This is a genomic window from Agaribacterium sp. ZY112, assembly GCF_041346925.1.
GTDB lineage: Bacteria > Pseudomonadota > Gammaproteobacteria > Pseudomonadales > Cellvibrionaceae > Agaribacterium.
In genome coordinates, this window is record NZ_CP166840.1 from 428,050 (window position 1) to 454,749 (window position 26,700).

Below are 26,700 nucleotides of genomic sequence, written 5' to 3' on the forward strand. Positions count from 1 at the left end.
GGAAGGCTACGCCATGCTTATACACGCAAGCTACAACCTCTTTTTAGTAGCGCTTTCTTTTATTATTGCGGTATTTGGCTCTTATACCTCTCTGCAATTAATGCATGTTATTCGCCTAAGGCCTCAACAAGCGCGCAACAAGTGGATTTATGCATCCGCTCTTTGTCTAGGCGGAACCATTTGGAGCATGCATTTTATAGGTATGATCGCTTATAACAGCGAGATTGAAATCGCTTATGCCCTAGGCCCCACCCTTGCTTCTCTGATCATTGCCGTTGTACTCACCGGCCTAGGCATCAACATATTTAGCAAGGCCCCAGACTCAAATGCCGCTTTGGCTGCTGCGGGTTTTATTACCGCCTTAGGTATTACGTCCATGCACTATATGGGCATGGAAGCGATGATTATGGCGGGCACAATGCACTACCGTACAGACCTTCTCATTCTATCGATACTTATCGCTATTATTGCGGCAACAATCGCTCTGTACTTGGCTTTTAAGCTCGAGAACGGCTCCCATAAATTTATCGCCGCTATCGCTATGGGGCTTGCGGTTTGCGGCATGCACTATACCGGCATGGCGGCAATGAGCATGAAAATGGATATGGAAAGAATCATAAACCTAGAGCCCGGTATCTCACCGATGACACTAGGCTTAGTTGTATTTTGTATCAGCACCTTATTATTAGCATGTTCGCTTACAATAAGCCTCAACCGGCTTCATCAACATATGTATGAAGAGGTTAAAGATAAGGGTAACTTAAAGCCCTTAGACCCAAACTAGACGCTGCATCTGAAGTTAAAGTTAATCCTGCTGGTTCTGCATTGCATCTAAATACGCATCCATTTCACCCCAACTAGCAAAAATCTGTAGATCGGGAATGGCTTTCACAATATCAAAAACTTTTTCGATATGCGCCTTGCGATTAACAACTGCAACTCGGCCACCATGGCCCTGCATTTTTTTCAGCGCCATAAAAATTGACCGCAAACCAGCCGAACTAATGTATTCGAGTTCAGCCATATCAAACACCAAGGTACTTAAACTAGCTAAGTCTTGCTCTGCAACCAGAGCGTCTAATTCAGAAGATGTATCTCCATCTAGGCTTCCACCTAAATGCACACGCAATACACCTTGCTCATTCACTAAATCAACTTTACTTGTAAGAGGCACAACCTTTCTCCTTTGATCAGTTTGCTCTATTTACATTAGCTAGCAAACTCAAACTAATAATGTTTTTATTTTGTTGCCGACAATAGTTTAATGTATCAGCACTTTCTTTAATTAACTCGATACCCAGACCACCAATTAACACCTCACCTTCAGCTGCCTCAGCACGCTGATACTGTAGAGGGTTAAACTCAGGCCCAGAGTCCCTACACTCAAGCAAGAACTCATTGTCATGATACGCAAGCAGCAGGTCAATTGGTGATTTGGCATAATTACGTACATTCAAAAAGAGCTCTTCGACAATAAGCTTCAATCTAAAGCCTACCTCCAAGTCTACCGTCAATTCCTGTAAATAATGATCGACTTGGGCTAATAATGTCGTTAACGAATAATGCTCAGGATCAACCTCAAGTAAGGAAAAACCTGGACTCAGCAAAGGCTTAGACACAAAAAACACTTGTGGTTTCCACTCAATAACCAACAGGGTTCGGTCATCATTTTGCAGCGCTCCTTGCGAATGCTGAGCTATTTTTTCTAATAGCGCAGCACCAAGACCCGCTACTGAAGCCCCCTGAACTTGAGCCAAAACGTCTAACATAGCGGCTAAGCCAAAACAGCGCTTCTGCGTATCAAAAGCTTCATCTAAGCCATCACTATAAAGGATCAACTGAGAGCCTGGCTTTAAATCAAACTTATTAAGTGGGTACTTAGCCCCCTCATAAAGACCCATGGCTGGGCCACCATCCAGCTCTAAAGGCAAGCAGTCATCCGCCAGTAAAATAGGTTCTTGATGGCCTGCACTAACCACGCTTAATGCACCACTTTGTAAATCGAGTTCAAGTAAAGAAAGCGTGACAAACATACACTCTGGGTTATCTTGGCTTAGCTCCTTGTTTAACGTTTCTAAAAGCTCATCAAGCTGTTCATATTGGTGACCAAAAGCCGATAGCAACGATAAGGTCTTGGCCATAAATAAAGCAGCGGGCATGCCCTTGCCACTCACATCACCGACCGCAGCAAGTAGACGGCCATCACGCTCTAACCAATAATAAAGATCACCCCCGACTTTACTAGCCGGTGTAAGCTCTGCCCATAGTGCAAATGCTGAGCTGGCCAAGCTAGCCCGGCCTTCAGAACCGGCCAGCAAGGCCATTTGAATATCCCGAGCGGCACCAAGCTCCGCCTCTAACTGGCTGCGAGCCGCCGTTTGCGATTCAAGATCCTGCAAGTACGTCACTAAACGCCTTTGCATAGAATTAACAGCTTCATTTAATTGAATCACTTCACGAGAGCTTGCAGCTACATCGATATCACTATCAAAATTACCCTCACCAATATGGCGAGTATGCTCCGCAAGCTGAGCCAAAGGACGTGTTAATGAGGAGATCAGCATCCAGACGATGCCAATTAAAGCCAGTAGAGCGACAAGCGCTACAAATACAATGCGCAACAAATACGCTTTTAAGGGTGCAAATAATTCATCTTCTGGATAAACAACCACCATAGGCCAAGCATTCGTTGAAAGTGCCTTGCCCGCGACAAAACAGCTGCGCTGTTGATGTAAACAAGGTGCCTGCAAAATGCCCCGCTCACCTTCAAAAATCTGCTGCTGAACCTGCAGCCAAGAATCTCGCCTTTCAACATCTAAGCCGTAATCAAAAGCCTTCATTACGTGGCTCTGCTTAGGGTGGCTAATAATTAAACCATCGACACTAAACAACATGCCGTAACCACTCTCACCCAGCTTAATCTGCGAGATAATTTCTTGAAGGTTACTTAAGGCAATATCAGAAGTGACGACCGCAAGTAATTGCGACTCGCCATTAACGGGCACAAACACAGGCACGGAATACGTTGCCATCAGAATATTCCCGCCACCTTCATCAAAATAAGGTTCAGACCAACGCGATTTTTTACTTTTTACGACTTCGCTATACCAGCGCTGTTGCCGATAACTGTAGTTCGGCGCTGCTAAATTTTTATAGCTTAAGCCCGCCGTTTTTAACTCTCCGTGAGGCTTACTTGATTTAGATGCAAGCCCCGAGTGAACCGTGTCACGATGCATATAAGGAGCAAATTCATAGTCGACCTGTGGATGCTCTGGGTTAAATGCTATCGCCGCGCCATAAAGGCGTTTATTACTTTGCAGGTAGGACTCAAGGCTTTGTTTAAGTGCTTGGGAGCTGTGAACTTGATAAGGTAGCAAGGCGGCCAAGGCCTCAACAGAGTGCTCGGCATTTGACAGTAATTCTTCAACCTGCAAATCGACATCAGTAACAACGCTGCGAGCCTCTAACTGAGTTGCTTTAAGAATATAGGCGCGAGCCTCTTTGTATTCAAAAGCCAAAAGCACCAAGATAAAAACCGTTGCTACCAAGCACAGCCAAAGTGATAAACGGGTAACAATGGAAGGGGCGGGTTTAGGTGTATCCATTTACAAGCAGGCGTTCCAGTTAACAAATGACAGCATTGATGCTTGAGCAACAACACAACCTTGAAGCTCAGTGTATCACGTCTATTTTTAAGCACCGTGGTGATCTCGTCACAACAAAATGCTAGGCTTGCTCAGCATTAATCACAGAGCAAGGAAAGCCTCAATGCCCACGACCAGAAACATCTTTATCAAAACACTCGCCTATGTCGTGGCTACTGTAGTCGTTTTGCTGATACTTCTAACAACAGCTCTATTTCTGGTTGATTTTGGCCACTTCAAAGAAAGCATCACCCATTACCTCAGCACTGAACTCGAACGCGACGTTCGCATTGATGGCCAGCTTAGAATCAAGCTATTGCCTAGGCCAACTCTAAGTATTAATGAACTCAGCATTGCCAACCCAAGCTGGGCAAAAGAGACCGAACTACTACAACTAAAAGAGCTCAACTTTGCAGCCAGTTACCAAGAGCTACTGCAAGGCCAAAGCATCATCCGCCATATCGCTGTTCACGGTTTGAACCTTCACCTAGAAAGCAATGCTAAAGGCCAAAACAGCTGGGACTTTCCCACTCTACAAAGCGCAGAACAAACAAACTCAGAAAATGAACATCAAGATAACCCATCTGCGCCCCTAGATCATCTGCCCGTTCTATTACAGAGCCTTGAAATTAGTGATGTTAAGCTCAAGATAGATCAAGCCGGTAACGAACCCCGAGTACTGACACTAAGCTCTTTACAGCTACAGCTTGAAGCAGAGCAGAACTACCAAATACAAGCCCAAGCCCAGCTTGATCATTACAAGCTAAAGCTAAAACTTATGCTTAGTGATATACACGCATTTAGCTATGGCAAAACCAGTGATTACCAACTTGAGCTAAAGCTCAATGAGCATCAGCTAAACTCCAAGGGCGAAATATCAAACATTTTTGACGAAATTAGCAGTACAGGGCACAGCAAAGCCCAAATAGCCAGCAAGATTTTATTAGATGACTTAGGTATTGATGTGCTCAAGAATGAGCAATATATGCAATTGCGCCTTGAACATCATTACCAAAATAAGCAACTAAAACTGCAGAGCCAAGTCGAACAAGCTAAAGCAAAATTAAATATCGAAACACAGCTATCTACATCAACGATAACTAACACTATCGATCTTAACGACCTTGATGCACTAGGCCAGCTCTTTGCTTTAGAGGGTCTACCCAAACAAGCTCTAAACTTAGACAGCCAAGTAAACTTAGGCAAAGAGCACATAGATATTCAAAAACTAAACATCAAAACAAAGGATCTTAGTGCTGAGATTCAAGCAAGTATTGGTGACACAAGCAACGCCGATATAAAACTAAACAGTCCTTCTTTAGAAGGCTTATTAGAAGGTTTTGTTGCAGCCGAGTCGATACCTAAACTACCACTTAGTTTAAACGCCAAACTGAGCCAAGATGGGCAGACCAGCAGCGCCGATATTCAAAACTTGAGTTTTGGAGACACAACACTTAAAGGACTGATCAAGTTTGTTAACGCTGATACAGCAAGCATTCACGCAGATATTCACGCAGCTCTTGTAGATGCTCGACCATGGTTAAAAACAGAAGACACTGAAACCGACAATAAAGAGCAGGACAACAAAAACAGCAAAGATAAAAACCAATCACGCTACGTATTTACTGAAGACAAGCTAGATCTAAGCCCACTAAAACAAATTAATGCGGATCTCAATATTGAGATTGAGCGCCTGCTACTAGAGCATAATGAACTCTCAGATATTCAACTCAATACCCAACTGTCAGATGGTGACCTAAGTAATAAATTGAAGTTGACTGGTCCCAAAAGCAGCAGCATAAATTCAGAGATCAATTTATTACAACGCGATAAAGCCGAACTTTCACTGATCTTAGATCTCGACAACATCAGCTACGAGCTCAAAGATAAAAACGGCAAAGAACTACAAAGCCCTTTAACCAATGTTGATATTGCCTTAAAAAGCCAAGGACTTAGCGCTAGAGAGCTCGCGGAAGAAAGTAACGGCAAGATCGTTATTACCCAAGGCAGCGGTAAAGTCGACAATAAACTAATGTCTCGTTTCTCTAGTGACATCATTGAGCAACTATTAAACGCACTCAACCCTTTTGCTAATAAAGAACCTTATACCAACTGGGAATGCACTGTATTTACCTTAGACATCACTCAAGGCGATGCCCAAATTGGAACGATGCTCGCACAGACAGACAAACTACTTGTTGTTGGAGGGGGAGATATCAACCTCAACAATGAAAAGCTCAACATCGAATTCAATACTAAACCTCGCAAAGGGGTCGGTGTTAGCGCTGACATGTTTGTCACGCCTTTTGTTCGGGTGGCTGGCACGTTAAAATCACCAGCTCTTGGCTTAAATAAATCTGGGGTATTACTAAGTGGTAGTGCCGCTGTCATGACCGGCGGTATGTCGTTACTAGCACAAAGCATGCTAGATAGAGCTACAGCTAACAGTGATCATTGTGCCGATGCTATGGCCACACTCAGCCTTGAAGAGCAGAAAAAAATGAACGTAAAAGAGTAAGCTGTTTCACAGCAGAACAAGCGGTATAAACATGGGTGCTTAATTTTCTTAAGGCTCCAGTGTTATAGTGCTCACACTCACTTAACCATGTCCCTCAATGCCAATGGATTTGCATTACCTGATCTCTGTCTTTTTTGGTTTTTTTGCCATTATGAATCCGATAGCCAACACTGCGGTGTTTATCGGTTTAGTCGGTGCTATGCCCGCAAAAAAGCAAAAGCAAACGGCACTCAAAGCCCTACTACTCACCTTTGGTATCATTCTCTGCTTTTCTTTATTGGGAAAAGCCATTTTCCACCTATTTGGTATTAGCCTACTGGCTATGCGTCTGACAGGCGGCATTCTGATTTTTATTGTTGGCTATCAGATGCTGCACGGTGAAAGTTCCAAACTACACACACATAACAGTGGTGATGAAGAAGGTGACTTAAGCATTACCCCACTAGCGGTTCCGATCTTAGCGGGGCCAGGCACAATTGCGACGGCCATGAATTTTAGCGCCGACGGCGGCTGGACTAACATTCTGATCTGCATCGCAGGCTTTGCCCTACTCTGCCTAATTACCTATATCGCCTTTATTAATGGCCAGCGTATTATTCGCTTGCTAGGACAAAGTGGGCTAACCGTGGTCACTCGCTTGATGGGCCTAATACTTGCAGTTATTGGCATGCAAATGCTAATCGAGGCAAGCATCGAACTTTCTAAGCTTTGGTTACCAGCCTAAACCAAAGCAACATAGAAAAAGAACAATAATAAAAACGCAAAGCTAGGCACATTTACAACCTATTTATTAACAACCTAATTTTTGGGGTAGAACATGAAAAAGATAAGCTCAATTTTAGTCGCAAGCGGCTTAGCCCTTGCCGCAGCTAACGCCTCAGCAGGCAAAGATACCGGCCTTTACGCAGGTGCATCACTTGCATCTTCTTCTTATGAAGTTGCCAAAGAAGGCGGCGATATCAAAGACAGTGATACAAGCTACAAACTCTTTGGTGGCTATAACTTTGGCATCATCCCTTTAATTGATGTCGCAGCTGAAGTCAGTTACATCGATTTTGGTAGCGTCAAAGTTGTCAACGACGACTTAAACTCTACAGGACTTGTTGCCTCAGGCTTAGCTGCTTTTAACATGGGTCCATTGGGTATCTTTGGTAAATATGGTGTGGCTAAATTTGATGGTGATGTCAGTGATGAAACCAACGGCGCTTACGGTATAGGTGCTCGTATTCAGCTTGGCTCTCTTGCTGTTCGTGCTGAGTATGAAGTCTTTGATATGAACGACGCTGTTGATGTCGACTACGCCTCTATTGGCGCATCTTGGACGTTCTAAATAAGAATATCTAAACCCGCTACTCAGCGGGTTTTTTTAAAACAATGGAAATAACCACAATAAAAAAAGGGTTAAATATGAGTCTAATGTACACACTAAAGAGCACTTAATACACAGATCTCACTGCATTGAACTAGGCTTAATAGCAGCTACAAATTCTTTTGACTCAAATCAAAAACACTATGCAGAGCTACACGTCTAATGTGCGCTAACACAGTCTCTTAACAGGAAGTTACTAGACTGAATGCCAAGCAGCCTCTCCGGCGCAATAAAAAATACTTCTAATAAGAGCAGGGCTCCTATGGAAAACGAAACAAACGAAGAAACTCGTGGGCAGGAACTGCGTTCCTTTCTATTAATTACTGTTGTCTTATTCCCAGCACTAAGCGTGGCCTTAGTAGGCGCCTTAGGTTTTGGCCTGTGGATGAGCCAAATCATTTTTGGCCCACCGGGAGTGTAAACATGGGGGAGACTCATATCAGCAGTGTCATTGTCTACTTTCAGCCTGAATCAGCGGCAGCAGTACAACAATACATTGAGAGCTTCGACAATGCGGAATTTCACCGCGATGACAGTCACGAAGGTAAGGCCATAGCCGTGTTTGAATGCCCAAGCCTTCACCACACCAAAGTAGTAATAGAAGAGCTTCAACAGCAGCAAGGCGTAGTTAACGTTTCGATGATCTATCACCACGCCGAAGATAACGACGCCCTTGAGGAGAAAATTGCGTGAAAATAAGCAGACGTACTCTAATTAAAAATCAGGCTTTAGCCACGGCTGCTGCAACAGCCGGCATGGCCGTGCCAACTACGGCAGCCAACCTAATCGCAACCTCAGCTGATAGCCAGCTAACGTGGTCAAAAGCGCCTTGTCGTTTTTGTGGCACAGGCTGTAGCGTTAATGTAGCCACCAAAGAAGGCCAAGTGGTCGCTACTCACGGTGATATTAAATCACCTGTTAATCGCGGTTTAAACTGCGTTAAAGGCTACTTCCTCTCTAAGATCATGTACGGGGAAGATCGCCTTACCTCACCTCTTTTACGTATGAAAGACGGAAAATACGATAAAAACGGTGATTTTACCCCGGTAAGCTGGGATCAAGCTTTTGATGTTATGGCTGACAAATACAAAGCCACACTAAAAGCTAAAGGCCCAGAAGGCTTAGGTATGTTTGGCTCGGGTCAGTGGACCGTATGGGAAGGTTACGCTGCCGTTAAATTGATGAAAGCCGGTTTCCTTAGTAATAACATCGACCCCAACGCTCGCCACTGTATGGCTTCTGCGGTGGGCGGTTTTATGCGCACCTTTGGTATCGATGAGCCTATGGGCTGCTATGACGATTTCGAACACGCCGACGCCTTTGTGCTCTGGGGTTCGAACATGGCTGAGATGCACCCTATTCTGTGGACTCGCATTACCGATCGCCGCTTAAGTGCTCCTCACGTTAAAGTCAACGTGCTATCAACTTATCATCACAGAAGTTGCGACCTAGCTGATGATACCCTGATCTTTGAGCCTCAGTCCGACTTGGCCATTGCCAACTACATTGCCAACTACATTATTCAGAACGACGCCGTAAACTGGGACTTTGTTAAGAAACACACCAAGTTTGTTAAAGGTAATGACGATATCGGTTACGGCTTGCGCCCAGAAGACCCTCGCCAAAAATCAGCTAAAAACGCCAGTAAAGCTGGTGGCGGCAAACCCATTGATTTTGATGAATTCGCTAAATTTGTTGCTGAATACGATGTTAAAAAAGCCAGCGAGATTTCTGGTGTTAGCGAAGACACACTGATTAAACTTGCAAAGCAATACGCCGATCCTAAGATCAAGGTGATGAGCTTGTGGACCATGGGTGTGAACCAACACACTCGTGGCGTATGGATGAATAACCTTCTGTACAACATCCACTTATTGACCGGAAAAATTTCTCAGCCAGGTAATAGCCCATTCAGCTTAACTGGCCAGCCTTCAGCTTGTGGTACAGCACGTGAGGTAGGTACCTTTGCTCACCGCCTACCTGCGGACATGGTTGTTAAGAACCCTAAGCACCGCGCTTATTCAGAAAAAATTTGGAAACTACCTAAAAATTCACTCAATGGCAAAGTCGGAGCTCACGCCGTTAAGCAGAATCGAGATTTAAAAGACGGCAAAATTAACGCTTATTGGGTGCAATGTAATAACAACATGCAAGCCGGCCCCAATATGAATGTTGAAGCCCTACCGGGCTACCGCAATCCTGAAAACTTTATCGTGGTATCGGACGCCTACCCAACGGTCACTGCTCAAGCTGCTGACCTTATTTTACCAACAGCTATGTGGGTAGAAAAAGAAGGGGCTTACGGCAACGCCGAGCGCCGCACTCAGTTCTGGAAACAACTTGTTACAGCCCCAGGTGAAGCCAAATCTGACCTATGGCAAGTGATGGAGTTTTCTAAGCGCTTCACCACCGATGAAGTATGGCCTGCTGAATTACTCAATAAGAATCCTGAGTTCAAAGGTAAAACCTTATTTGAACTGCTATTTGCTAACGGCCAAGTTAACCGCTACAGCAACAACGAGCTCGATCCGAACTACGACAACGTTGAATCCAAGCACTTTGGTTTCTATGTGCAAAAAGGTCTATTCGAAGAGTACGCCACCTTCGGCCGTGGCAAAGCGCACGACCTTGCACCGTTCGAGACCTACCACAAAACACGTGGTTTGCGCTGGCCAGTTGTTAACGGCCAAGAAACTAAGTGGCGCTTCCGTGAAGGCAGTGACCCTTATGTCGAAAAAGGCACAGGCTTCCAGTTCTACGGCAAACCAGACGGCAAAGCCGTTATTTTTGCCCTTCCTTATGAACCACCTGCAGAAAGCCCTGATGCGGACTACCCATTCTGGCTAAGCACCGGCCGTGTTCTTGAGCATTGGCACAGCGGCTCTATGACCCAGCGTGTACCTGAGCTCTACAAAGCCTTCCCAGATGCCGTATGTTTTATGCATCCAGAAGACGCCAAGAAAAAAGGTCTGCGCCGTGGCGATAAAGTTAAGATTGAATCTCGCCGAGGCCATATTGTTAGCCGCGTAGAAACCAAAGGCCGCAACCGACCTCCTGTAGGGCTTGTGTTTGTACCTTGGTTTGATTCTCGCCAGCTCATTAACAAGCTGATTCTTGATGCGACCGATCCGCTTTCTAAGCAGACCGACTTCAAGAAAACCGCTGTGAAAATCACCAAGGTTTAAGGAGAGAACAATGAAAAAACTAAGCTTCCTGGTCGCCTTGGCTACTGTGCTTTTTGCTAGCAGCCTTATGGCCAACGAAATCGCCACTTTGCGTCAGGGTGTGCCGCTGGATGTTGTTAACGACAACCCTGCACCACTCACTAATGATGCAAACACCGATAAAAAAGAAGTGCGCGCCTACCCTATGCAGCCGCCTTTGATTCCTCACAAGATCACCAACTATCAGGTCGATCTTAAAGCGAACAAATGCTTAAGCTGTCACGCACGCGATCAAGTTGGTGACTCTCAAGCCACCATGATCAGCGTGACTCACTTTATGGACCGCGATGGTAACTTCCTTGCCGATGTTAGCCCACGTCGCTATTTCTGTACTCAATGTCATGTACCTCAGGCAGAGGGTAAAAAAGACCTGCTTGTAAATGAGTACGAAGATATTAAGACCGTCCTTAAAAAATAGTGAGCGTGCACTGTGATTAAATTAATAAAGAAATATTGGCGGGTTATTAACCGACCCTCCGTGCATTTCAGCTTAGGTTTTTTAAGCCTAGGTGGATTTATTGCGGGCATTATTTTCTGGGGTGGTTTTAACACCGCCCTCGAACTGACTAATACTGAGGAGTTTTGTATTAGCTGTCATGAAATGGAAAATAATGTCTACCAAGAACTGCAATACACTGTGCATTTTAGTAATGGTTCAGGGGTGAGGGCCACCTGCCCTGACTGCCATGTACCGCACGAATGGACACATAAAATTGCACGTAAAATGCAGGCATCTAAAGAAGTTTGGGGCAAGATTTTTGGCACCATCAACACCCGTGAAAAGTTTGAAGCCCACCGCTTAGAGCTTGCTCAACACGAATGGGCTCGCCTTAAAGCTAACGATTCACTGGAATGCCGCAACTGTCACGACTTTGAGTATATGGACTTCACCCAGCAGAGTGCTCGCGCGGCAGTACAGCACAGCACCGCTCTTGCTGACGGTGAAAAAACCTGTATCGATTGCCATAAAGGTATTGCTCACCAACTACCTGACATGGCTGGTGTAGAAGGCTGGCAATAAGCTTTTTACGCACTTTTAAGCCGAGCCTAGTGCTCGGCTTTTTTATGCCAGATATTTCAAGCCAATCAATTCTATTGAGCTATGCTCCTAGCTCGTTTACCCTTGGTCTATCATTAACGCTAAGGACCGCTCAGTGAAAAACCCTTCTATTCGCTTTATTACTAGCTTAACAATCCCCCTGCTCTTAAGCGCTTGTTCCTTACTCGAAATAAACAAGCAGGCAGAACTAATTGATGGCGCTGGACGAATTCACGGTCAAGTAGAAAATAAACAAAGCGACCAAGGCCCCATCTATGCCATATTATTCACCATGAATGAGCATGAAATAGTTGAGCGTCAAACCCAGCTACTTGACGAGGGTGGAAGCTTTCATATGGACATGCTGCCAGGTGAGTATCATCTCGGTGCTTTTGTCGACACTAATAACGATGGAGAATACCAACAAGGGGAGCCAGGGACTTACATCGGAATTGATGAAAACAAGGTAAGCACAATAACCGTCCAAAAAAATGCTCAACTGACCGCCCCTACTTTAATAATTCGCGGCCCAATCAAGCCAATTAAAACAGAGCAAAGAAAAATAGCTGAAGAGCGTTCATACGACAATATAGGTCGTAAAACCGGACTAGATAACCCAATATTCTCTAGAGACTATGCAGAAATGGGCCTGTGGCGACCGACCGACTTTGCAGCCAAAGGCGCCGTTGGCCTCTACACTTTTTCGGACTACAGTGAAAATAAAACCCCAATAGTGTTTGTACACGGCATTAATGGCACCCCCCTAGACTGGAAACCAACAATAGAAAAACTAGATACTGAGAACTACCAAGCTTGGGCGCTTTATTACCCAAGCGGAATGCCACTAGATATCGTAAGCGACTATTTATATAACGCTTTAAATATCATGCAGGAACGCCACAACTACAAACAGCTTTACATATTTGCCCACAGTATGGGCGGCTTAGTAACTCGTTCACTAATCAAGAAAAATAGTGCCAAGCCAGCCCCCTTACCCGTTGAGTTTGTACTCACACTTAACAGCCCCTTGCACGGAATGCCAAGCGCAGGCAAAGGTGTAAAATATTCACCTATCGTAGTACCTTCTTGGCGTGATGTAGCTGCTGGCAGTGACTTTATTGTTGACTTACACCAGTGGAGCTGGCCTAAAGACCTTAATTACACACTGGTATTTTCATGGCAAAAGGGCCGAGGCGATGATGGCGTTGTGGCGCTTGAAAGCCAGTTAACGACAAAGTTACAACAGGAAGCACGGCAAATTCACGGGCTAAATGCAAGCCACGCGGGAGCTTTAAGTACACCGGAGTTTTTAGAACTTGTAGACAGAAAATTAATTGATCTTCAAACTAAACAATAACAAGTGGGTGAGCAATAGAAACTAAACCGACTCTTGCTCACCCAATTTTCGCGCTTCACTTTCAAGCATAACTGGTAGCCCATCTCTCACTGGGTAAGCCAGCTTGCTTTCTAAACAGACCAGTTCTTGCTGCTCTTCTTTCCAAATAAGATTACCTTTACAGACGGGGCAGACTAACAAATCCAATAAAACAGGGTCGATCATTTATAGCTCCAGCTACACTCGCTTGAAAATAATTGAGGTATTAATACCACCAAAGGCAAAGTTATTTGACATTAGATATTCAAATTCTAAAGTTCTTGTTGAGCCAATAATATAATCAAGGTCACCGCAAAGTTCGTCTGGAGTTTTTAGGTTTAAGGTCGGAGCAACCCAAGATTCATTCATCATCTGAATACCTGCCCATGCTTCTAGCGCACCACAAGCACCTAGAGTGTGACCAATATTACCTTTCAAGCTCGAAAAAGGAACTCGCCCAAGAACAGTCGCAGTTGCATTCGATTCAGCAATATCACCTCTATCGGTGGCCGTGCCATGAGCATTAACATAACCAATTGCACTCGCATCAAGCTTGGCATCTTTTAATGCCAACTCCATTGCAGTCTGCATTGTATCTTTATTTGGTTGCGTGACATGGCCGCCATCACTGTTGTTTGCAAAACCAACAAGCTCAGCATAAATATGTGCTCCGCGCGCTAGAGCATGCTCGCGTTCTTCAAGTACAAGCGTACCTGCACCCTCGCCAATAACAAGCCCATCTCTATCTTTATCAAAAGGCGCAGGTGTTGTGGTGGGTGCATCATTGCGTGTACTGGTGGCGTAGAGCGTATCAAAGACAGCGGCTTCCGTTGGACACAGTTCTTCAGCGCCACCAGCTACCATAGCCACCTGCTGACCGTATTTAATTCGCTCATAGGCAAAACCAATGCCTTGGCTGGCAGAAGTACAGGCACTAGAGGTAGGGATTAAGATACCGCGCAAACCAAAAAACACACCAATGTTAACCGGTGTAGTGTGCCCCATCATACGAATATAGGTGGTTGCGGTGATATTGCTCATATCACCATCGATCAGCATAGAGCCGAAATCGGTGACGGCATCGGGGCTGCCGGTAGAGGAACCATAGGCAACACCAACTTGACCACTATTTAAGATTGGATCACCCAATAAACCCGCATCTTCTAACGCTAATTCACTGGCGCGTGTCGCCATAAGTGCAACACGGCCCATGGAGCGCGTTTTTTTACGAGTGTAATGTGCCGGTATTTCAAAGTCGCGAATAGGACCTGCAAGGCGAGTATTGAGATCAAGATACCTATCCCACTCTGGCATCGCAATAATGCCACTGCGCCCTTCTTTTAGAGCAGAACCAAAACTTTGCCAGTCATGACCAAGCGAACTGATGCCCGCCATGCCTGTTACCACTACCCGCTTTGTCATTTAGAACATACCGCCGTTGACAGAAATCACCTGCCGGGTGATGTACGCTGCAGAATCAGACATCAGGTAGCTAACCAATGAAGAGACTTCTTCAGGTTTACCTACTCGATTCATCGGAATGAGTTTCATTGCCTCGTCCATATGTACCGATTCAGTCATTTCAGTTTCAATCAGACCCGGAGCGACACAGTTTACAGTAATTTTTCTCTTTGCCAATTCAATAGCCAGAGCCTTTGTAGCTCCTATAATACCGGCCTTTGCAGCACTATAATTGACTTGACCACGATTACCCATCAAGCCAGAAACAGACGATAAAGTAATAATACGTCCAGGCGCCTTCCTGCGAACCATGGGCATCGTAACGGGATGGAGAACATTGTAAAAACCGTCTAAATTTGTACGCACAACACTATCCCAATCCTCCTCAGAAAGAGCAGGAAAAGCGCCGTCACTTGCCAAACCAGCATTACATACAACTCCGTAATAACAGCCGTTTTCTTCAATATCCTTTTCTATTAGCTCTCGGGCAAGTGCTCGATCGCAAAGATCAAACTGCAAAATACTAGCTTGAGAGCCCAAGCTCTCCACTTCCGATTTCACAGCCTCTGCCTCTTTAATTCTGCTGCGACAATGAAGAACAAGCTCATAGCCATCTTGAGCTAAACGCAGTGCAATCTCTTTTCCAATGCCTCTGCTGGAACCTGTTACCAATACACGTAATGACATTAACTCAAGCCTCTTTTAATTAATTCATCATCTTCAGGCTGAATCGCCTTAATAGCAGCTTCGGCAAGCACTGTCTCACCAAAGAGAAGCTGACAATCAAAAATTGATACGCCACTTTCATCAAGTAAACTTTGATTCGCTTTAACAACCAAGGGATCTGCTGCGGGAAAAGTATCGCAATAAGCCCTATAGCGATTAGAGCCAAGTAAATAACCTTTTTTAATCACTGTGCTCTTTTCTAATGCACGCAAGCCAGCAAAAGCAGAAACAGCCTGAGCCATATATTCAATACCTACCCAAGCAGGAACCTCGCCACTCTCTAAAGCCACTATACTACTGGCCTGTTTAGTAATAAGCACCTCTATACTTTCAGAGGAATAAGTTAATACCTTATCTATAAGAACCATTCCCCCCTCATGCGGAATTAAAGTCTCAATGGGAGGGAAAGATACAGTCGTCCGCACGATAGTCTCCTTGTTTATCAGTTTGATGTAGCAAGTTTTGACTTTGAATCGTTAATACAAACTTATAAGTATACTGGTGTAATTCAACTTTTTTATCACACCCATCTATAAGTACACGCTCTGCATAGAGCTCACCCTTATAAAAAATTTCACGCCGTCCATCTTCATAAAAATTAAAACTATAACCTAAAGGCTCTAATTCATTTAGAGCCTGATCAGGCCAAAAGGAAAACTGTAAAGATTGCAGAATATAGGCCTCATCAAATGGCATGGGCACAACTACATACTTAGAATTAGAGAGTTGCTCGCCATCATAGTCAAGTAAAAATAAACGCTGACCCAACTCACTCATAAGTAACAACTTAATACCACCGGCATTACCTTCCAGCATCGCTTGTAACTGCCAGCTTTTATTAGCCCTGTGAATATCGATGTATTGCGCCACAGCTAGTGTGTCAGCTGGCAACCAAGAGCTAAGAGCAGGTGCAAGCCGCTCCTTTTTATGAACATTAGAGCAAGCCGATATTAAGAGTAAAAACCAAGCATAGAATATTGCTCTCATACACGCCCTCGAGCAAACTGAGCCAATGGGCTTAAACAATAATTCAACAAACTTCCAAGTAAGATAACCAAACCAAATGATGCCACCATCGGTGTCGCACTTAAGGCCATCAAACCAAATGACAAACAACTTGTAATTACACTTAGAAACACAGCAACATAAGCATGCTGAGTATCTATAGAGGCATTCGCCTCATAAACAAAAACAGCATAGTCGACCCCTAAACCCAAAACGAGATACAAGGCCATAACATGAAACAAATTTATTGCTGTGCCATTTAGAGTCAATAAAGCCAACACCGTGATCACTGATATAAAAGGCACACCTAGCAATAACAAAATGGCCCACCGACGATAGAGGAAAACAAAAAACAAAGCCGCAACAACAAAGGCTAACGCAAGGAAAAATAAAGCCTGCTTTGTCAGAGTATTTAAATCTTCGCCCATTGAAGCAACACGATCATGCCAAGAACAATGATCGCATGCTGATAATATAGGGCCAATAAACGCAGGATCCTTCAAACCAGAAAACACAATCAGAGTTGCCCATTGGCCACTACTTTCACCCAGCCACAGCTGCTTGATTTGGGGCGGAGCCAAATCTAAATACTGCTTAAATTCAAACAACTTAGTTGCCGCTTGATTAAAGCCTTGCATTTGCTCTTTAACGATTAAAGGCGCTGCCCCAGCATTCAACAACAAGCGCTCAATCGCACCATTACCATAGTATTTTTCATTCAGCACCTCATAAGTAGAGCGCTGTTCTGTTTTAAGCCTATAGGCCTGAGTCACACTTAAAAATGACTCAAAATACCCATCGCTCATTAAATCATGCAGCTGCTTTGAGACAGATCGATCTAATTCCAAAAGAGCCTCTTCACTCTGCGCCTCAAGTAATAAGTATTGATTAGCTGAACTCGGCTTAAACTCCGTTTCAATAGCAACTGCTTGCCGCAACAGTTCAGAGTCGATGTTGTGCAAAGCGCTAAGCTCAGAATTAAATTTAAGCCCCAACAAACTAGACAACAACAGAGCAACAACTAAAACCAAGCCCCAGCGAAACTGAAATCGCCCCCAAAGAGACCAAGGCCGAACATTCAACATCGCCACATATAAAAGCCCTTGATTTTTTCTAGCTTGTATAAAACTAGCCAGATAGGGGAGTACAACTAAAGCCAATAAAAAAGAACTAAATAAGCCTGCAATTGAAAACATAGCAATTTGATACAGAACCGGAAGCGGCGATTGCAACAAACACAAATATGCCAAACACGATGTAAGTAACGCTAACAGCAAACCAACACGCACTGCACAAACTGCCTTTAAACTACGCTCTTTTCGGTTTTCAGAAGGATGCCCAGAAGAGAAATAAACATGACAAAAAACATGCAGACAATAATCCACAGCAACGCCGATTAAAGAAGCACCAAAAACCAAAGCCATTACGTGTAGCGTAGAAAACACAGCAGTCGTTACAACAAACGCACTAATAATACCCAAGCTAACAACTAACAAAGAAATAACTAAGGGCCAAGGGCTTCGAAACGCCCAAAAAAATAAAAGCACGATACCAACGAGGGAGCCGGAGGCAATAATTGAAACTTCTTTCTCTGCTTGAGTAGCAGCTTGCTCAGCATGAAAAATCAAACCCGCTCGAGCACTTTGAATAGAAATAGGTAGACCCGAAAGCAAAGCATCTATTTCTGCTACAGCGTTCTTTTGTTCAGAAAGGTTTAACTCAGCCCCTGAACTCTGTAAAACTAACAGAACAGCATGCCTATCTGCATGCCAGAGTAATACACCCTCTTGCACGACAGAAGAAAAAGCACTGTTTTGCTTTAACCAACGTCCAGACAAGTTCAAAGGATCCTCAACGAAGGGCATTGGCCTTGGGTCTTGCACAATAGAAAACAAACTGTGCCAAGCCTTTTCAAGCTCTTGACCTGAAAAATCGGTCAACTCTTTTAATGTTGCATCCGCACTCAACATAAAACGATGTGCTTGAAGAGCAGCGAGCCACTCGCTTGTAGAAAACTGAGATGTTAAATCATAAAAATGCCAATAACGAGCGTTCTCTAGACGAGCCTGTAATAGCTCTGCTTCGTGCTTTAATAAAATGCTATCTTCTGATGATAGCATTAAGCTAATGCGCCCCTGAGAAAACTCATCAAGTTGCTGCTCGGCTTGCTCCTGCCAAGTCGAGTGTGTACTACTAGGTAGTAACGAACGTAAATCACTATCAAACTTGACACCAAGATCGAGCTGACGGATAGCAAGCACAAGCAAGAAAAAAATCCAAAGTATTAAAGCGACGTTTAGATTTCTAGGGGATAAGAGAGTCATACAACTTAAGGGTTTATACCAGGGTTAGGCATAAAAAATGGCTGAGCTTTCACACTCGGCTCTAAGGATCTATTCTCGAGCACAAAACTTGTTACATTTGTATCACCGTTGCTCGAGTGTACGCTCAAAGTATCGATAAAGTCTCGACCACTTATGTCAATAGATTCTAGGTATTCAGCTAAAAGTTGATCTTTAGGCTGCAAGTTAATTGACCAAACTTGAGCATCTTCGGTATAAGACAATATAAAACGACGCTGTAAGTGCTCATAATCAGCCCCTAATAAAGCAATAATAATTGCTGCAACTTCCTTTTCGATTTGATCAGATATTTTACGCTCAATTAGCTGTCCCTCTGTAGTCCACGACAAGGTTTCATCGCTTAAGTAAGTTGTCGTTTTTACAAATGGTAGCTCTAGCTGCCAAAGTACACCGCGCTCACGCCAAAAAACAAAATGCCCACTCGACAACATTGGTCTACTAAACCCTTGCATCAGCCTTTGCTGCTGAAAACTACCACTCAGCACAGGCTCATTAGGCGCCTCTGGTAGCTCAACGGCACGAACAGCTAAGCTCAAAAGCATAGGGAGTAACAACACATAAGTACGATACAAAGTCATTATTGCTCTTCCCTAATAGCTTGTACTTTTTGTTTCAATATCTCCGGCGCTTCAAATAGAGTTTCTCCCGACTCAAGATCCACAACCATCTGTGTTGTCTGCGCTTTAGTTAAACGTAAACCACTCTCGGCATCCATAATGATATAGCGCACCTTCAAGCGGTGCTCCCATTCAACTAGCTCACTATAAATTCGTATTTTTTGGCAAAACACCGCGGGCTTAATATATTTAATCTTTAAGTCAACGATCGGCCATGCATGACCATGTGCCAACATACAGCTATAGTCATAACCTAGTTTTTCAAATAAACGGCAACGGGCCTGTTCAAGATACTTAACATAGTTGCCATGCCAAACCATATCCATTGAATCCACATCGTAAAATTCAATCGTAATATCAGTTTCACAACTTAAGATCACATTGGTCTTCATGACGAGCAGCCGTTATCAGAGCGATTATTCAAAGCATCAGCATCATGTATTTTACGTAAAAACAAACTTGGCAAACGCCACAGCATGCCAAGAAATAGCCGTGTGTGCATATAAGTTATACGTACATTATCTGCAAGCAAGGCAAAGTGCGATGGCATATCCTCACCATAGCTAATATGAGTAGGTACATGTTTAACTAACAAACCTTGCCAATATAGGCGCACAAGAATATCGGTATCGAAATCCATGCGCTTAGAAATACGGTGCTTAGCCAAAAGCTGACAGGTTTGCGCCAAAGGATATAAACGATAACCACACATAGAGTCCTTGATGTCTCGACTCAAGGTATGAATACAAACCCACATATCGGTAAACATGCGTCCATAACGACGTCCTTTAGGTAAATCGCTATAGGGCCTCCATCCAGAAATAACCGCAGAAGGGCACTTCTGCATCATATCTAAAAAAGCAGCTACATCGTCTAAGTTGTGTTGACCGTCTGCATCAACCTGTAATGCATGAGTAAAGCCCTTTTCAAAAGCGTAATTAAGGCCATCACAAACAACCGCGCCTTTACCGCGATTTGAATCAAAGCTCAATAATATAACTGTTTCATGCTTGTCGCCTACACGCTCCAGCTCACGAGCACAAACAGGTTCACTGCCATCATTCAACAATATAACAGGCAAACCTTTTACGACTAGAGACTCTGCAATAGCAGCAATAACACGACCGTGATTAAAAACAGGAATAATGACACAAGGTTTAAGCTCACTCATATCTAGGCCTCGAGACGAGCTTCCGCCAACAGCAGCACACCTTTGGCAAATGAGCTTTGCTTATCAAATAAATGAAATTTAACCAATAAGTGCTGCTTCTTAATGTGAAAATTGAGCTCGAGCTTAAAACAAATACCTGGCGTTAAGGGGCGGGTAAACTTAAGTCGATCAAAACCTACAAAACGCCCTTTTACTCCAATAGCCTCTAACGTATAGATAAGCCAATCGAGCTGGGCAACTCCGGGCAAAAGCTGGAAGTCAGAAAAATGACCATCAAACCAAAGCGAATCTAAAGGCGCCTGCATATCAATGCTAAAGCCTTGAGGCCATGAATCGTTCAGCGGTATGGGGTCTCGCCCGAGAATTTTGGGCTGAAGCTTAACACGGCGAGCACTAACAGATTGAATCATAAGGGTCGTGGCCGCAGCCGAACTCATTTAAGAGCTGAAATAGAAAGCCTAAGGCTCTGGATCATCCGTTTCAGACGAGCTATTAACTAAAACGTCTACAGCATCAACAACATCGCCTACCGTACGTACATTTTTAAAAGCTGAAGGCTCTATGCGTTTACCGGTAATTTGTTTAAGGCGTACAATCATATCAACAGCATCAATACTATCGATATCAAGATCACCAAACAGTTCTGACTCTGGCGAGATATCTGCAGGATCTAACTCAAACAGTTCCTCAAGTAAGGCGACCATTTGGGCGTAAATTTCGTCTTTATTCTGCATGTTTCATCTCATCTAGCTTTAAAAGGAGTATTCAGTCTCCCTACAATCGGCGCGCATTTTAACAACATCAGAGTCGTGCTGCCACTGCTCAGATCAAGTCACAAGGATACTTCTTAATTACAGCTTACAAACGCTGTTCATACCACTGCTGCAAGCCTCGAGTTAGCTGTCTTGCTTGCGTACTTGGCATTGCTTGATCATCAACAAATTGACTTGGATCTAGCAGCTCTCCAAACTCCATAGAAAAGTGAGGCTTGCGATCTGGCACCTGATACCACTGCTGCCCCTTAAGCAAAGTAGGCGGATCGCAACGTGCGATAACAGGCAAAATAGGGCAAGACAATTGCAATGCTATGTGCGCCACCCCACGCTGGAAACGCAGTGGCTGACCTGGTGTAGAGCGCGTCCCTTCAGGAAAAATAATCAGCGGAGCCCCAGCCTCAAGCACCTGCCTTGCGTGCTTGATTAACTCGCTATCATCATTTGCTAAATACCCTGCAGCACGTATAGGCAGACGTGTAAATACATTATGAAATAAAGCTCTCTTAACAATACAGCTCGCATTGGGAACTAGGGAGAACAGAAACACAACATCAAGTAACGAAGGGTGGTTCGCGATAATGATACAAGGCTGTTTTTCAAGGCGCTCAATCTGCTTAACCTCGAAAGACAATAAGCCAAGGGCTCGCATAAAGTTGACATACAGCGTGTATGTGGAACGTAAAATAGCCCGACTAACCCTTACCCTCTTCCCCTGTCTCATCGGAAACAAGAGGAAGATCAAGGCGCAAAGAGCTGCAACCACAGGCCCTCCTAAACCAAATACCGCAAATGACAAACCCGTAGCAAAGACCCGCCAATATCGATACAAGTAAGTAAATAAGCGGCAAAATAAACTAGGCTCTCTCATACAAATACACAGCCAACCGCGTCTATTTCAACATCCAGCTCCTGTCGACAAACATCTGCAAGCAAATAAATACAGTTAACAGCCCCTCCCCAGTGAGCATGAATAACATCAGCCACCAACTCTTGATCCCCAGAAGAGCGTAAATACACTTTTAAGTATAAAGGTTGGCCTAATGTAGGCAGACTCACTTGATGCTGCAGCCTAATACTCTCAAGTAGAACATCAATGTTTTTCAATGTGAGCTTGGTCTGTGCGAGCACATCCCCTCGGTGTAAACTCTTATGCCCCAGAATACTTGCGGTACCAGATATATAAATATCTTGATGCCTTGACCAAGACTTCACGGCCGCTCGAGCAAAGGATGGGCTTTGAGGGCCATAACAACGCGGATAATCAAAAGCGCTAACCTGTTGTGGATTCTCAATATGCCTAGCAGGCTCTTTAGCCGCTACTAGGTAGATAAGTAAACTGCCATCATCACGCCCCAAAGCACATGCCGCAGGGAAGTGCTGCTTACTAAGCTCATGCTTAGCCAAGGCTTGATGACGACCTAAACAAAACTGTCTGTAACGCTCCTGATCCCCCTCGCCTAGATTAATTCCAGCAAAGTAATTCCAGACCCGAACCATGTAATTAAAACCACGCTGAAACATCTCCTTGAGCAATAAATCATAGGCTTTTTCAGTCTCAAGAGCGTAGTCAAAGTCCGAGTCAGAAGCATCTAAACTCAAACTCAAGAGTAATTTCTCATCATCTTCGACCCACCGCAAACCAGAAGTCTCTATACAGCCCGAACGAACAGGACCAGACGCGCCAAGGAGCTCAAAACTATTTTTTTCAGCCAGCTGCTGCATACCTGTGGCTATAAAACGTGGGCTTGTATTCATTTGTGACGGAGAAAAACCACAAACAGCAAAGACGCTATCATCTTCGAGAAGATCACAAAGTGGTCCATCACTAAAGGACCACGCACCACACTGAAGCCGTGTATAAAGAGAAGAACGTACCATAAAAACAGCGGTGCCTAGAAAACCCGTAACTACAGAGCTTTTAATTAAAATCGGGGTTGGATTTTAGCAGTCGAGCCAATTCGGGATCAATGACAACAATCAACTTGAGCAGGCGGGCGCCCTGCTTTAGTATTTGCCCTTTTTTAGCGGCCTTCCCAATGCAAGATCCAAAGCAAAAAACGGTTTCGAGTAAACAGGCGAACGATAGTGTAGCGCCTCACCCCGTTCTTTCCGACTATTACGAAAGTGCAGAGACTCGCCGTAAGCGAGTGGACGGTATGTTTGACTCCTCTGCCGAGCACTATGACTGGATCTGTAAGATCATGAGTTTTGGCTCTGGTGGCTGGTACCGCAAACAAGCGCTTCTTCGCGCAGGTATGAAAGATGGTATGCGAGTACTCGACGTGGGGGCAGGCACCGGTGAAGTCTCACTACTCGCTCAAGACCTCGTTGGGGATAAAGGCTGCGTTATTGCTCTTGATCCCAGTTCAGGCATGCTTGGTCAGGCTCGTAAAAATGGCGTTAAGCGCGCAAGCATGGGCCTCGGTGAGGCCCTTCCCTTCCCTGATAACAGCTTTGACATGCTCACTATGGGTTTTGCTTTACGCCATGTTGCTGATTTACGCAGTGCATTTAAAGAGTACCTTCGTGTGCTCAAGCCAAGTGGCAAGCTCTTACTTTTGGAAATATCTAAGCCACCTTCAGCACTAAGCACTGCTTTCCTTAAGGCGTATATGAAGGGAGTTGTCCCCCTTGCAACTCGTATTTTCCGCCGCAGCGCTGATGCTGAAGAACTAATGAAATACTACTGGGACACGATTGAACAATGCGTGCCTCCCCACACCATTGTCGAAGCCCTCAAAGACTCAGAAGGCCTCGAAGCCAAGCGACATGTCGTTATGGGCTTATTCAGCGAATACAGTGCAACAAAAGCAGATCAATCGTAGGTAGCCTTATGTCTGAACAAATCACCGAATTACAGCTTGCAAAAATCCTTGTTGAAGCGCTCGATCTTGAAGATCTTGAAGCAAGTGAAATACAAGTTGAAGCCGACTTATTTGGCACACAGGATCCCGAAGGCTTAGGCCTTGATTCTATCGATGCCTTAGAAATTTCCCTTGCTGTTGCCCAGAATTTTGGCGTGCAACTAAAAGCGGATGATGAAAATAATCAGCAAATTTTTGCCAATCTAAAGTCGCTTACAGCGCATATAAACCAACAACGTAAGTAGTATGCGCATAGCGCCTCGCACAGTTCTTCAAATAGTATTAATACTGGCCTATCCGGTGGGTGTACACCTAGGCACCTTACTAAAATCTGAACACTGGTATTTTGCCGCCATGGTATTGTTATGTGCGGGAGTTTTGCTACGCCCCTTACTCAATCGCGACAAGTACGCTTGGGCTATTTTTATTTTTTTTAGCACTCTAGCCAGCGCAACTTTTTACGCTAACGCAGTATTTTACCTAATAGCCCTACCACCTATTTTATTACCACTGTTTATCCTATTTGTATTTGCTCAAAGTTTATTACCAGGTCGAGAACCCTTAGTAACAGCCATTGGAGAAGCATCTAGAGGGCCATTAACTCAAGCCATGAGAAACTACACGCACAAAGTTACTCTCTGCTGGACACTACTATTAAGTTATTTTGTGCTTAGCGCTTTAATATTCACCATTAGTGCCCCTCAATGGGTCTGGTCACTTATGGTTAACGGCTTTAACCACCTGCTAGTTGGTGTGTTTTTTGTTGGCGAGTTTGTATATAGAAAACATAAATTTCCAGAGCACAATCATCCAGGCTTTATTGAATATATAAAAATCGTTTTCACATCCAACCCAATACGAGAAAAAAGTGGAGACTGAAGCCATCACCAACCAACAACAGCCCTTGCTCTATAAAGAACAACAAAGCTTAACTCGACCTGAGTTTATGCTTCATGTTCACGCTTTAACAGAAGGTTTACCGGAGCAAACATACGCACTCAATTTATGTAAGGACCGGGGCAATTTTATGTGCGCATTTATAGCTTGTGCACTAGCAGGAAAAACCAATCTATTACCATCTGGGCAAAATGAGCGCGCAGTCCGAGATAGCACTGAACAATATACAGACTTTTTTATAATCAGTGACAATGAGCTCGATTATGAGCTTAATAGGCCTCACATCAAAATCAACATTTGGCAGGTGAAAGATAATAACGGGGCTATTATCCGTGAACCACACATACAAGACTCGAAAACGCCAAAAGTAGAACAACTTAACTATGAACAAATACAAAACTATATTGCGGAAGATATAAGGTGCGCTATTGCCTTTACATCTGGCAGCACAGGCAAGCCCAAAGCCAACAACAAACACTGGGCCTCACTTAAAGGAGCTGCTCAAAGACTTGCAAATCGTTTTAAGATTGATTCAAGCCACTGTTTATTAGCAACCGTTCCCTCACAGCATATGTACGGCCTAGAAATGACCGTCATGCTCAGCCTGGTTAGTGGCTGCTCAATACGCTGTGAGCAACCTTTTTTTCCTGCCGATGTAAGTCATGCATTAATGAAACTCAAGCAGGGAGTGCTCGTAACAACACCAGCTCATTTACGCGTCCTGCAAAGCTTAAGCAAAGAAGTAAGCGGCCAACTTCACTGTATAGTAAGTGCCACAGCGCCTTTGGCTCTTTCTCTTGCTCAAAGCATAGAGCAGCTCTTTCAATGCCCGCTGCTAGAAGATTATGGCTGCACGGAAGCCGGCTCATTTGCCACACGCCAAACCAGTAAAGATATAACATGGGTCTGCCTCGAGGGAATCGAACTAAAACAAGTGCAACAAGAAACTCAACTTACACTGCCTTATTTTTCTGATCCTGTCATACTCGAAGACCGGATCAATATTGTCGACAAACAACACTTTCAATTCCTAGGTCGCGGCCAAGACATGGTAAATATTGGCGGTAAACGCAGCTCTTTAACAGACTTAAATTTAAAGCTACTAGAAATTGAAGGTATTGATGACTCTGTACTTTTTGTACCTAAGGACAGTGAACGCCCCGCCGCTCTTGTAGTTAGCAATTTAACACGCGAAAGACTTCGCTCACTGTTTGCCAAACATATTGACGCAGTTTTTTTACCACGACCTCTGCTTAAGGTCAAAAGTTTAGGTCGGGACGCTACTGGGAAGCTTAAACAACAGGCCTTAGAGGATCTTTTAAGAACAACTAGACTCGAGCAAGAACACAATGACTAAATCTGACTTTCATGTTCCGTCTGAACACCCATGTTATAAGGATCACTTCCCTAACAACACCCTTGTTCCTGGAGCCTTAACCATTCAGTGGTTAATTGAGCTCTGCGAGCAAAAAGGCATTACTATAAACGCAGTAAAAAGCGCCAAATTTTTATCAACACTACACCCAGGCAACCACTGCCAAGTTGAAACACAAGAAACAGATAGTCTAATAAAGATTAAGCTGCTTAGAGAAAAGCAAACTATTATGCAAGCGACTCTTATTAAGCAACCTATACAAATCAACTAGCATAA

The 26,700-nt window shown here is 44.2% G+C and carries 30 protein-coding genes; 15 read left to right on the forward strand and 15 right to left on the reverse strand.

Going from position 1 to position 26,700, the window contains the following annotated elements; all coding sequences use genetic code 11:
- The first annotated feature begins 13 nt into the window (after positions 1 to 13).
- Positions 14 to 784 carry an MHYT domain-containing protein gene (locus AB1S55_RS01875; RefSeq protein WP_370980085.1) on the forward strand — a complete coding sequence of 257 codons (771 nt, stop codon included), beginning with the start codon at positions 14 to 16 and terminating at the stop codon, positions 782 to 784.
- Positions 785 to 805: 21 nt separating this feature from the next.
- Here the strand turns inward: AB1S55_RS01875 and AB1S55_RS01880 are convergent, their stop codons facing one another.
- Entirely contained in the window at positions 806 to 1,174 is a 369-nt protein-coding gene (locus AB1S55_RS01880) for an STAS domain-containing protein (protein WP_370980086.1), read from the reverse strand.
- A gap of 16 nt (positions 1,175 to 1,190) precedes the next feature.
- Entirely contained in the window at positions 1,191 to 3,605 is a 2,415-nt protein-coding gene (locus AB1S55_RS01885; RefSeq protein WP_370980087.1) for a SpoIIE family protein phosphatase, read from the reverse strand.
- A gap of 163 nt (positions 3,606 to 3,768) precedes the next feature.
- Here AB1S55_RS01885 and AB1S55_RS01890 point away from each other — a divergent pair, with 163 nt between their 5' ends.
- The 9 genes from AB1S55_RS01890 to AB1S55_RS01930 all read left to right on the forward strand — a co-directional run bounded on the left by AB1S55_RS01890 (position 3,769) and on the right by AB1S55_RS01930 (position 13,151).
- Complete coding sequence (locus AB1S55_RS01890; protein ID WP_370980088.1) at positions 3,769 to 6,162, forward strand: AsmA family protein; 2,394 nt, start codon at positions 3,769 to 3,771, stop codon at positions 6,160 to 6,162.
- A 97-nt stretch (positions 6,163 to 6,259) separates the two neighbouring features.
- Positions 6,260 to 6,886, forward strand: coding sequence for a MarC family protein (locus AB1S55_RS01895; protein ID WP_370980089.1), 627 nt, complete (start codon positions 6,260 to 6,262; stop codon positions 6,884 to 6,886).
- 93 nt (positions 6,887 to 6,979) lie between these two features.
- Positions 6,980 to 7,492, forward strand: coding sequence for an outer membrane beta-barrel protein (locus AB1S55_RS01900; protein WP_370980090.1), 513 nt, complete (start codon positions 6,980 to 6,982; stop codon positions 7,490 to 7,492).
- A 301-nt stretch (positions 7,493 to 7,793) separates the two neighbouring features.
- Positions 7,794 to 7,952, forward strand: a complete 159-nt coding sequence (locus tag AB1S55_RS01905) for a periplasmic nitrate reductase, NapE protein (RefSeq protein ID WP_370980091.1) — start codon at positions 7,794 to 7,796, stop codon at positions 7,950 to 7,952.
- 2 nt (positions 7,953 to 7,954) lie between these two features.
- A complete protein-coding gene (locus AB1S55_RS01910) occupies positions 7,955 to 8,224 on the forward strand; it encodes a chaperone NapD (protein WP_370980092.1) in 270 nt (89 codons plus the stop codon).
- Positions 8,221 to 10,716 (forward strand): nitrate reductase catalytic subunit NapA, encoded by a 2,496-nt coding sequence (gene napA, locus AB1S55_RS01915; RefSeq protein ID WP_370980093.1) that lies wholly within the window; start codon positions 8,221 to 8,223, stop codon positions 10,714 to 10,716. Before AB1S55_RS01910 ends, napA begins: the two co-directional genes overlap by 4 nt.
- 10 nt (positions 10,717 to 10,726) lie before the next feature.
- A complete protein-coding gene (locus AB1S55_RS01920; RefSeq protein ID WP_370980094.1) occupies positions 10,727 to 11,173 on the forward strand; it encodes a nitrate reductase cytochrome c-type subunit in 447 nt (148 codons plus the stop codon).
- A gap of 12 nt (positions 11,174 to 11,185) precedes the next feature.
- Positions 11,186 to 11,776 carry a cytochrome c3 family protein gene (locus AB1S55_RS01925; protein WP_370980095.1) on the forward strand — a complete coding sequence of 197 codons (591 nt, stop codon included), beginning with the start codon at positions 11,186 to 11,188 and terminating at the stop codon, positions 11,774 to 11,776.
- 133 nt (positions 11,777 to 11,909) lie between these two features.
- On the forward strand, positions 11,910 to 13,151 hold the full coding sequence (locus AB1S55_RS01930) for a lipase family alpha/beta hydrolase (protein ID WP_370980096.1): 1,242 nt from the start codon (positions 11,910 to 11,912) through the stop codon (positions 13,149 to 13,151).
- A gap of 21 nt (positions 13,152 to 13,172) precedes the next feature.
- Here AB1S55_RS01930 and AB1S55_RS01935 read toward each other — a convergent pair whose 3' ends face one another.
- The 13 genes from AB1S55_RS01935 to AB1S55_RS01995 all read right to left on the reverse strand — a co-directional run bounded on the left by AB1S55_RS01935 (position 13,173) and on the right by AB1S55_RS01995 (position 23,166).
- The gene (locus AB1S55_RS01935) at positions 13,173 to 13,355 is read right to left on the reverse strand and encodes a Trm112 family protein (protein ID WP_370980097.1); all 183 of its coding nucleotides are present in this window, start codon (positions 13,353 to 13,355) and stop codon (positions 13,173 to 13,175) included.
- A gap of 12 nt (positions 13,356 to 13,367) precedes the next feature.
- Positions 13,368 to 14,591 carry a beta-ketoacyl-ACP synthase gene (locus AB1S55_RS01940; RefSeq protein ID WP_370980098.1) on the reverse strand — a complete coding sequence of 408 codons (1,224 nt, stop codon included), beginning with the start codon at positions 14,589 to 14,591 and terminating at the stop codon, positions 13,368 to 13,370.
- Positions 14,592 to 15,317, reverse strand: a complete 726-nt coding sequence (locus tag AB1S55_RS01945) for a 3-ketoacyl-ACP reductase FabG2 (RefSeq protein WP_370980099.1) — start codon at positions 15,315 to 15,317, stop codon at positions 14,592 to 14,594.
- The gene (locus AB1S55_RS01950; RefSeq protein WP_370980100.1) at positions 15,317 to 15,781 is read right to left on the reverse strand and encodes a hypothetical protein; all 465 of its coding nucleotides are present in this window, start codon (positions 15,779 to 15,781) and stop codon (positions 15,317 to 15,319) included. The genes AB1S55_RS01945 and AB1S55_RS01950 overlap by 1 nt, the downstream gene beginning before the upstream one ends.
- Positions 15,750 to 16,343: a DUF3261 domain-containing protein gene (locus tag AB1S55_RS01955; RefSeq protein ID WP_370980101.1), complete on the reverse strand. Its 594-nt coding sequence runs from the start codon at positions 16,341 to 16,343 to the stop codon at positions 15,750 to 15,752. The genes AB1S55_RS01950 and AB1S55_RS01955 overlap by 32 nt, the downstream gene beginning before the upstream one ends.
- Positions 16,340 to 18,685 carry an MMPL family transporter gene (locus AB1S55_RS01960; RefSeq protein ID WP_370980102.1) on the reverse strand — a complete coding sequence of 782 codons (2,346 nt, stop codon included), beginning with the start codon at positions 18,683 to 18,685 and terminating at the stop codon, positions 16,340 to 16,342. The genes AB1S55_RS01955 and AB1S55_RS01960 overlap by 4 nt, the downstream gene beginning before the upstream one ends.
- Before the next feature lie 5 nt (positions 18,686 to 18,690).
- Entirely contained in the window at positions 18,691 to 19,302 is a 612-nt protein-coding gene (locus AB1S55_RS01965) for an outer membrane lipoprotein carrier protein LolA (RefSeq protein ID WP_370980103.1), read from the reverse strand.
- Entirely contained in the window at positions 19,302 to 19,733 is a 432-nt protein-coding gene (locus AB1S55_RS01970; protein WP_370980104.1) for an acyl-CoA thioesterase, read from the reverse strand. The genes AB1S55_RS01965 and AB1S55_RS01970 overlap by 1 nt, the downstream gene beginning before the upstream one ends.
- Entirely contained in the window at positions 19,730 to 20,512 is a 783-nt protein-coding gene (locus AB1S55_RS01975; RefSeq protein ID WP_370980105.1) for a glycosyltransferase family 2 protein, read from the reverse strand. The genes AB1S55_RS01970 and AB1S55_RS01975 overlap by 4 nt, the downstream gene beginning before the upstream one ends.
- Before the next feature lie 2 nt (positions 20,513 to 20,514).
- Positions 20,515 to 20,922: a hypothetical protein gene (locus AB1S55_RS01980; protein WP_370980106.1), complete on the reverse strand. Its 408-nt coding sequence runs from the start codon at positions 20,920 to 20,922 to the stop codon at positions 20,515 to 20,517.
- A 48-nt stretch (positions 20,923 to 20,970) separates the two neighbouring features.
- Positions 20,971 to 21,246 carry an acyl carrier protein gene (locus tag AB1S55_RS01985; RefSeq protein ID WP_370980107.1) on the reverse strand — a complete coding sequence of 92 codons (276 nt, stop codon included), beginning with the start codon at positions 21,244 to 21,246 and terminating at the stop codon, positions 20,971 to 20,973.
- Between the two features lie 124 nt (positions 21,247 to 21,370).
- Complete coding sequence (locus AB1S55_RS01990; protein WP_370980108.1) at positions 21,371 to 22,156, reverse strand: lysophospholipid acyltransferase family protein; 786 nt, start codon at positions 22,154 to 22,156, stop codon at positions 21,371 to 21,373.
- Complete coding sequence (locus AB1S55_RS01995) at positions 22,153 to 23,166, reverse strand: hypothetical protein (RefSeq protein ID WP_370980109.1); 1,014 nt, start codon at positions 23,164 to 23,166, stop codon at positions 22,153 to 22,155. Before AB1S55_RS01995 ends, AB1S55_RS01990 begins: the two co-directional genes overlap by 4 nt.
- Before the next feature lie 158 nt (positions 23,167 to 23,324).
- Between AB1S55_RS01995 and AB1S55_RS02000 the strand changes: the two genes are divergently transcribed.
- From AB1S55_RS02000 to AB1S55_RS02020, 5 genes are read left to right on the forward strand one after another with little or no spacing between them, the layout of a single operon-like run.
- A complete protein-coding gene (locus AB1S55_RS02000; protein WP_370980110.1) occupies positions 23,325 to 24,113 on the forward strand; it encodes a class I SAM-dependent methyltransferase in 789 nt (262 codons plus the stop codon).
- A gap of 8 nt (positions 24,114 to 24,121) precedes the next feature.
- Entirely contained in the window at positions 24,122 to 24,397 is a 276-nt protein-coding gene (locus AB1S55_RS02005; RefSeq protein WP_370980111.1) for a phosphopantetheine-binding protein, read from the forward strand.
- Between the two features lies 1 nt (position 24,398).
- A complete protein-coding gene (locus tag AB1S55_RS02010) occupies positions 24,399 to 25,031 on the forward strand; it encodes a hypothetical protein (protein WP_370980112.1) in 633 nt (210 codons plus the stop codon).
- Entirely contained in the window at positions 25,021 to 26,406 is a 1,386-nt protein-coding gene (locus AB1S55_RS02015) for an AMP-binding protein (RefSeq protein ID WP_370980113.1), read from the forward strand. The genes AB1S55_RS02010 and AB1S55_RS02015 overlap by 11 nt, the downstream gene beginning before the upstream one ends.
- On the forward strand, positions 26,399 to 26,695 hold the full coding sequence (locus AB1S55_RS02020) for a hypothetical protein (protein ID WP_370980114.1): 297 nt from the start codon (positions 26,399 to 26,401) through the stop codon (positions 26,693 to 26,695). The genes AB1S55_RS02015 and AB1S55_RS02020 overlap by 8 nt, the downstream gene beginning before the upstream one ends.
- Positions 26,696 to 26,700: the final 5 nt, after the last annotated feature.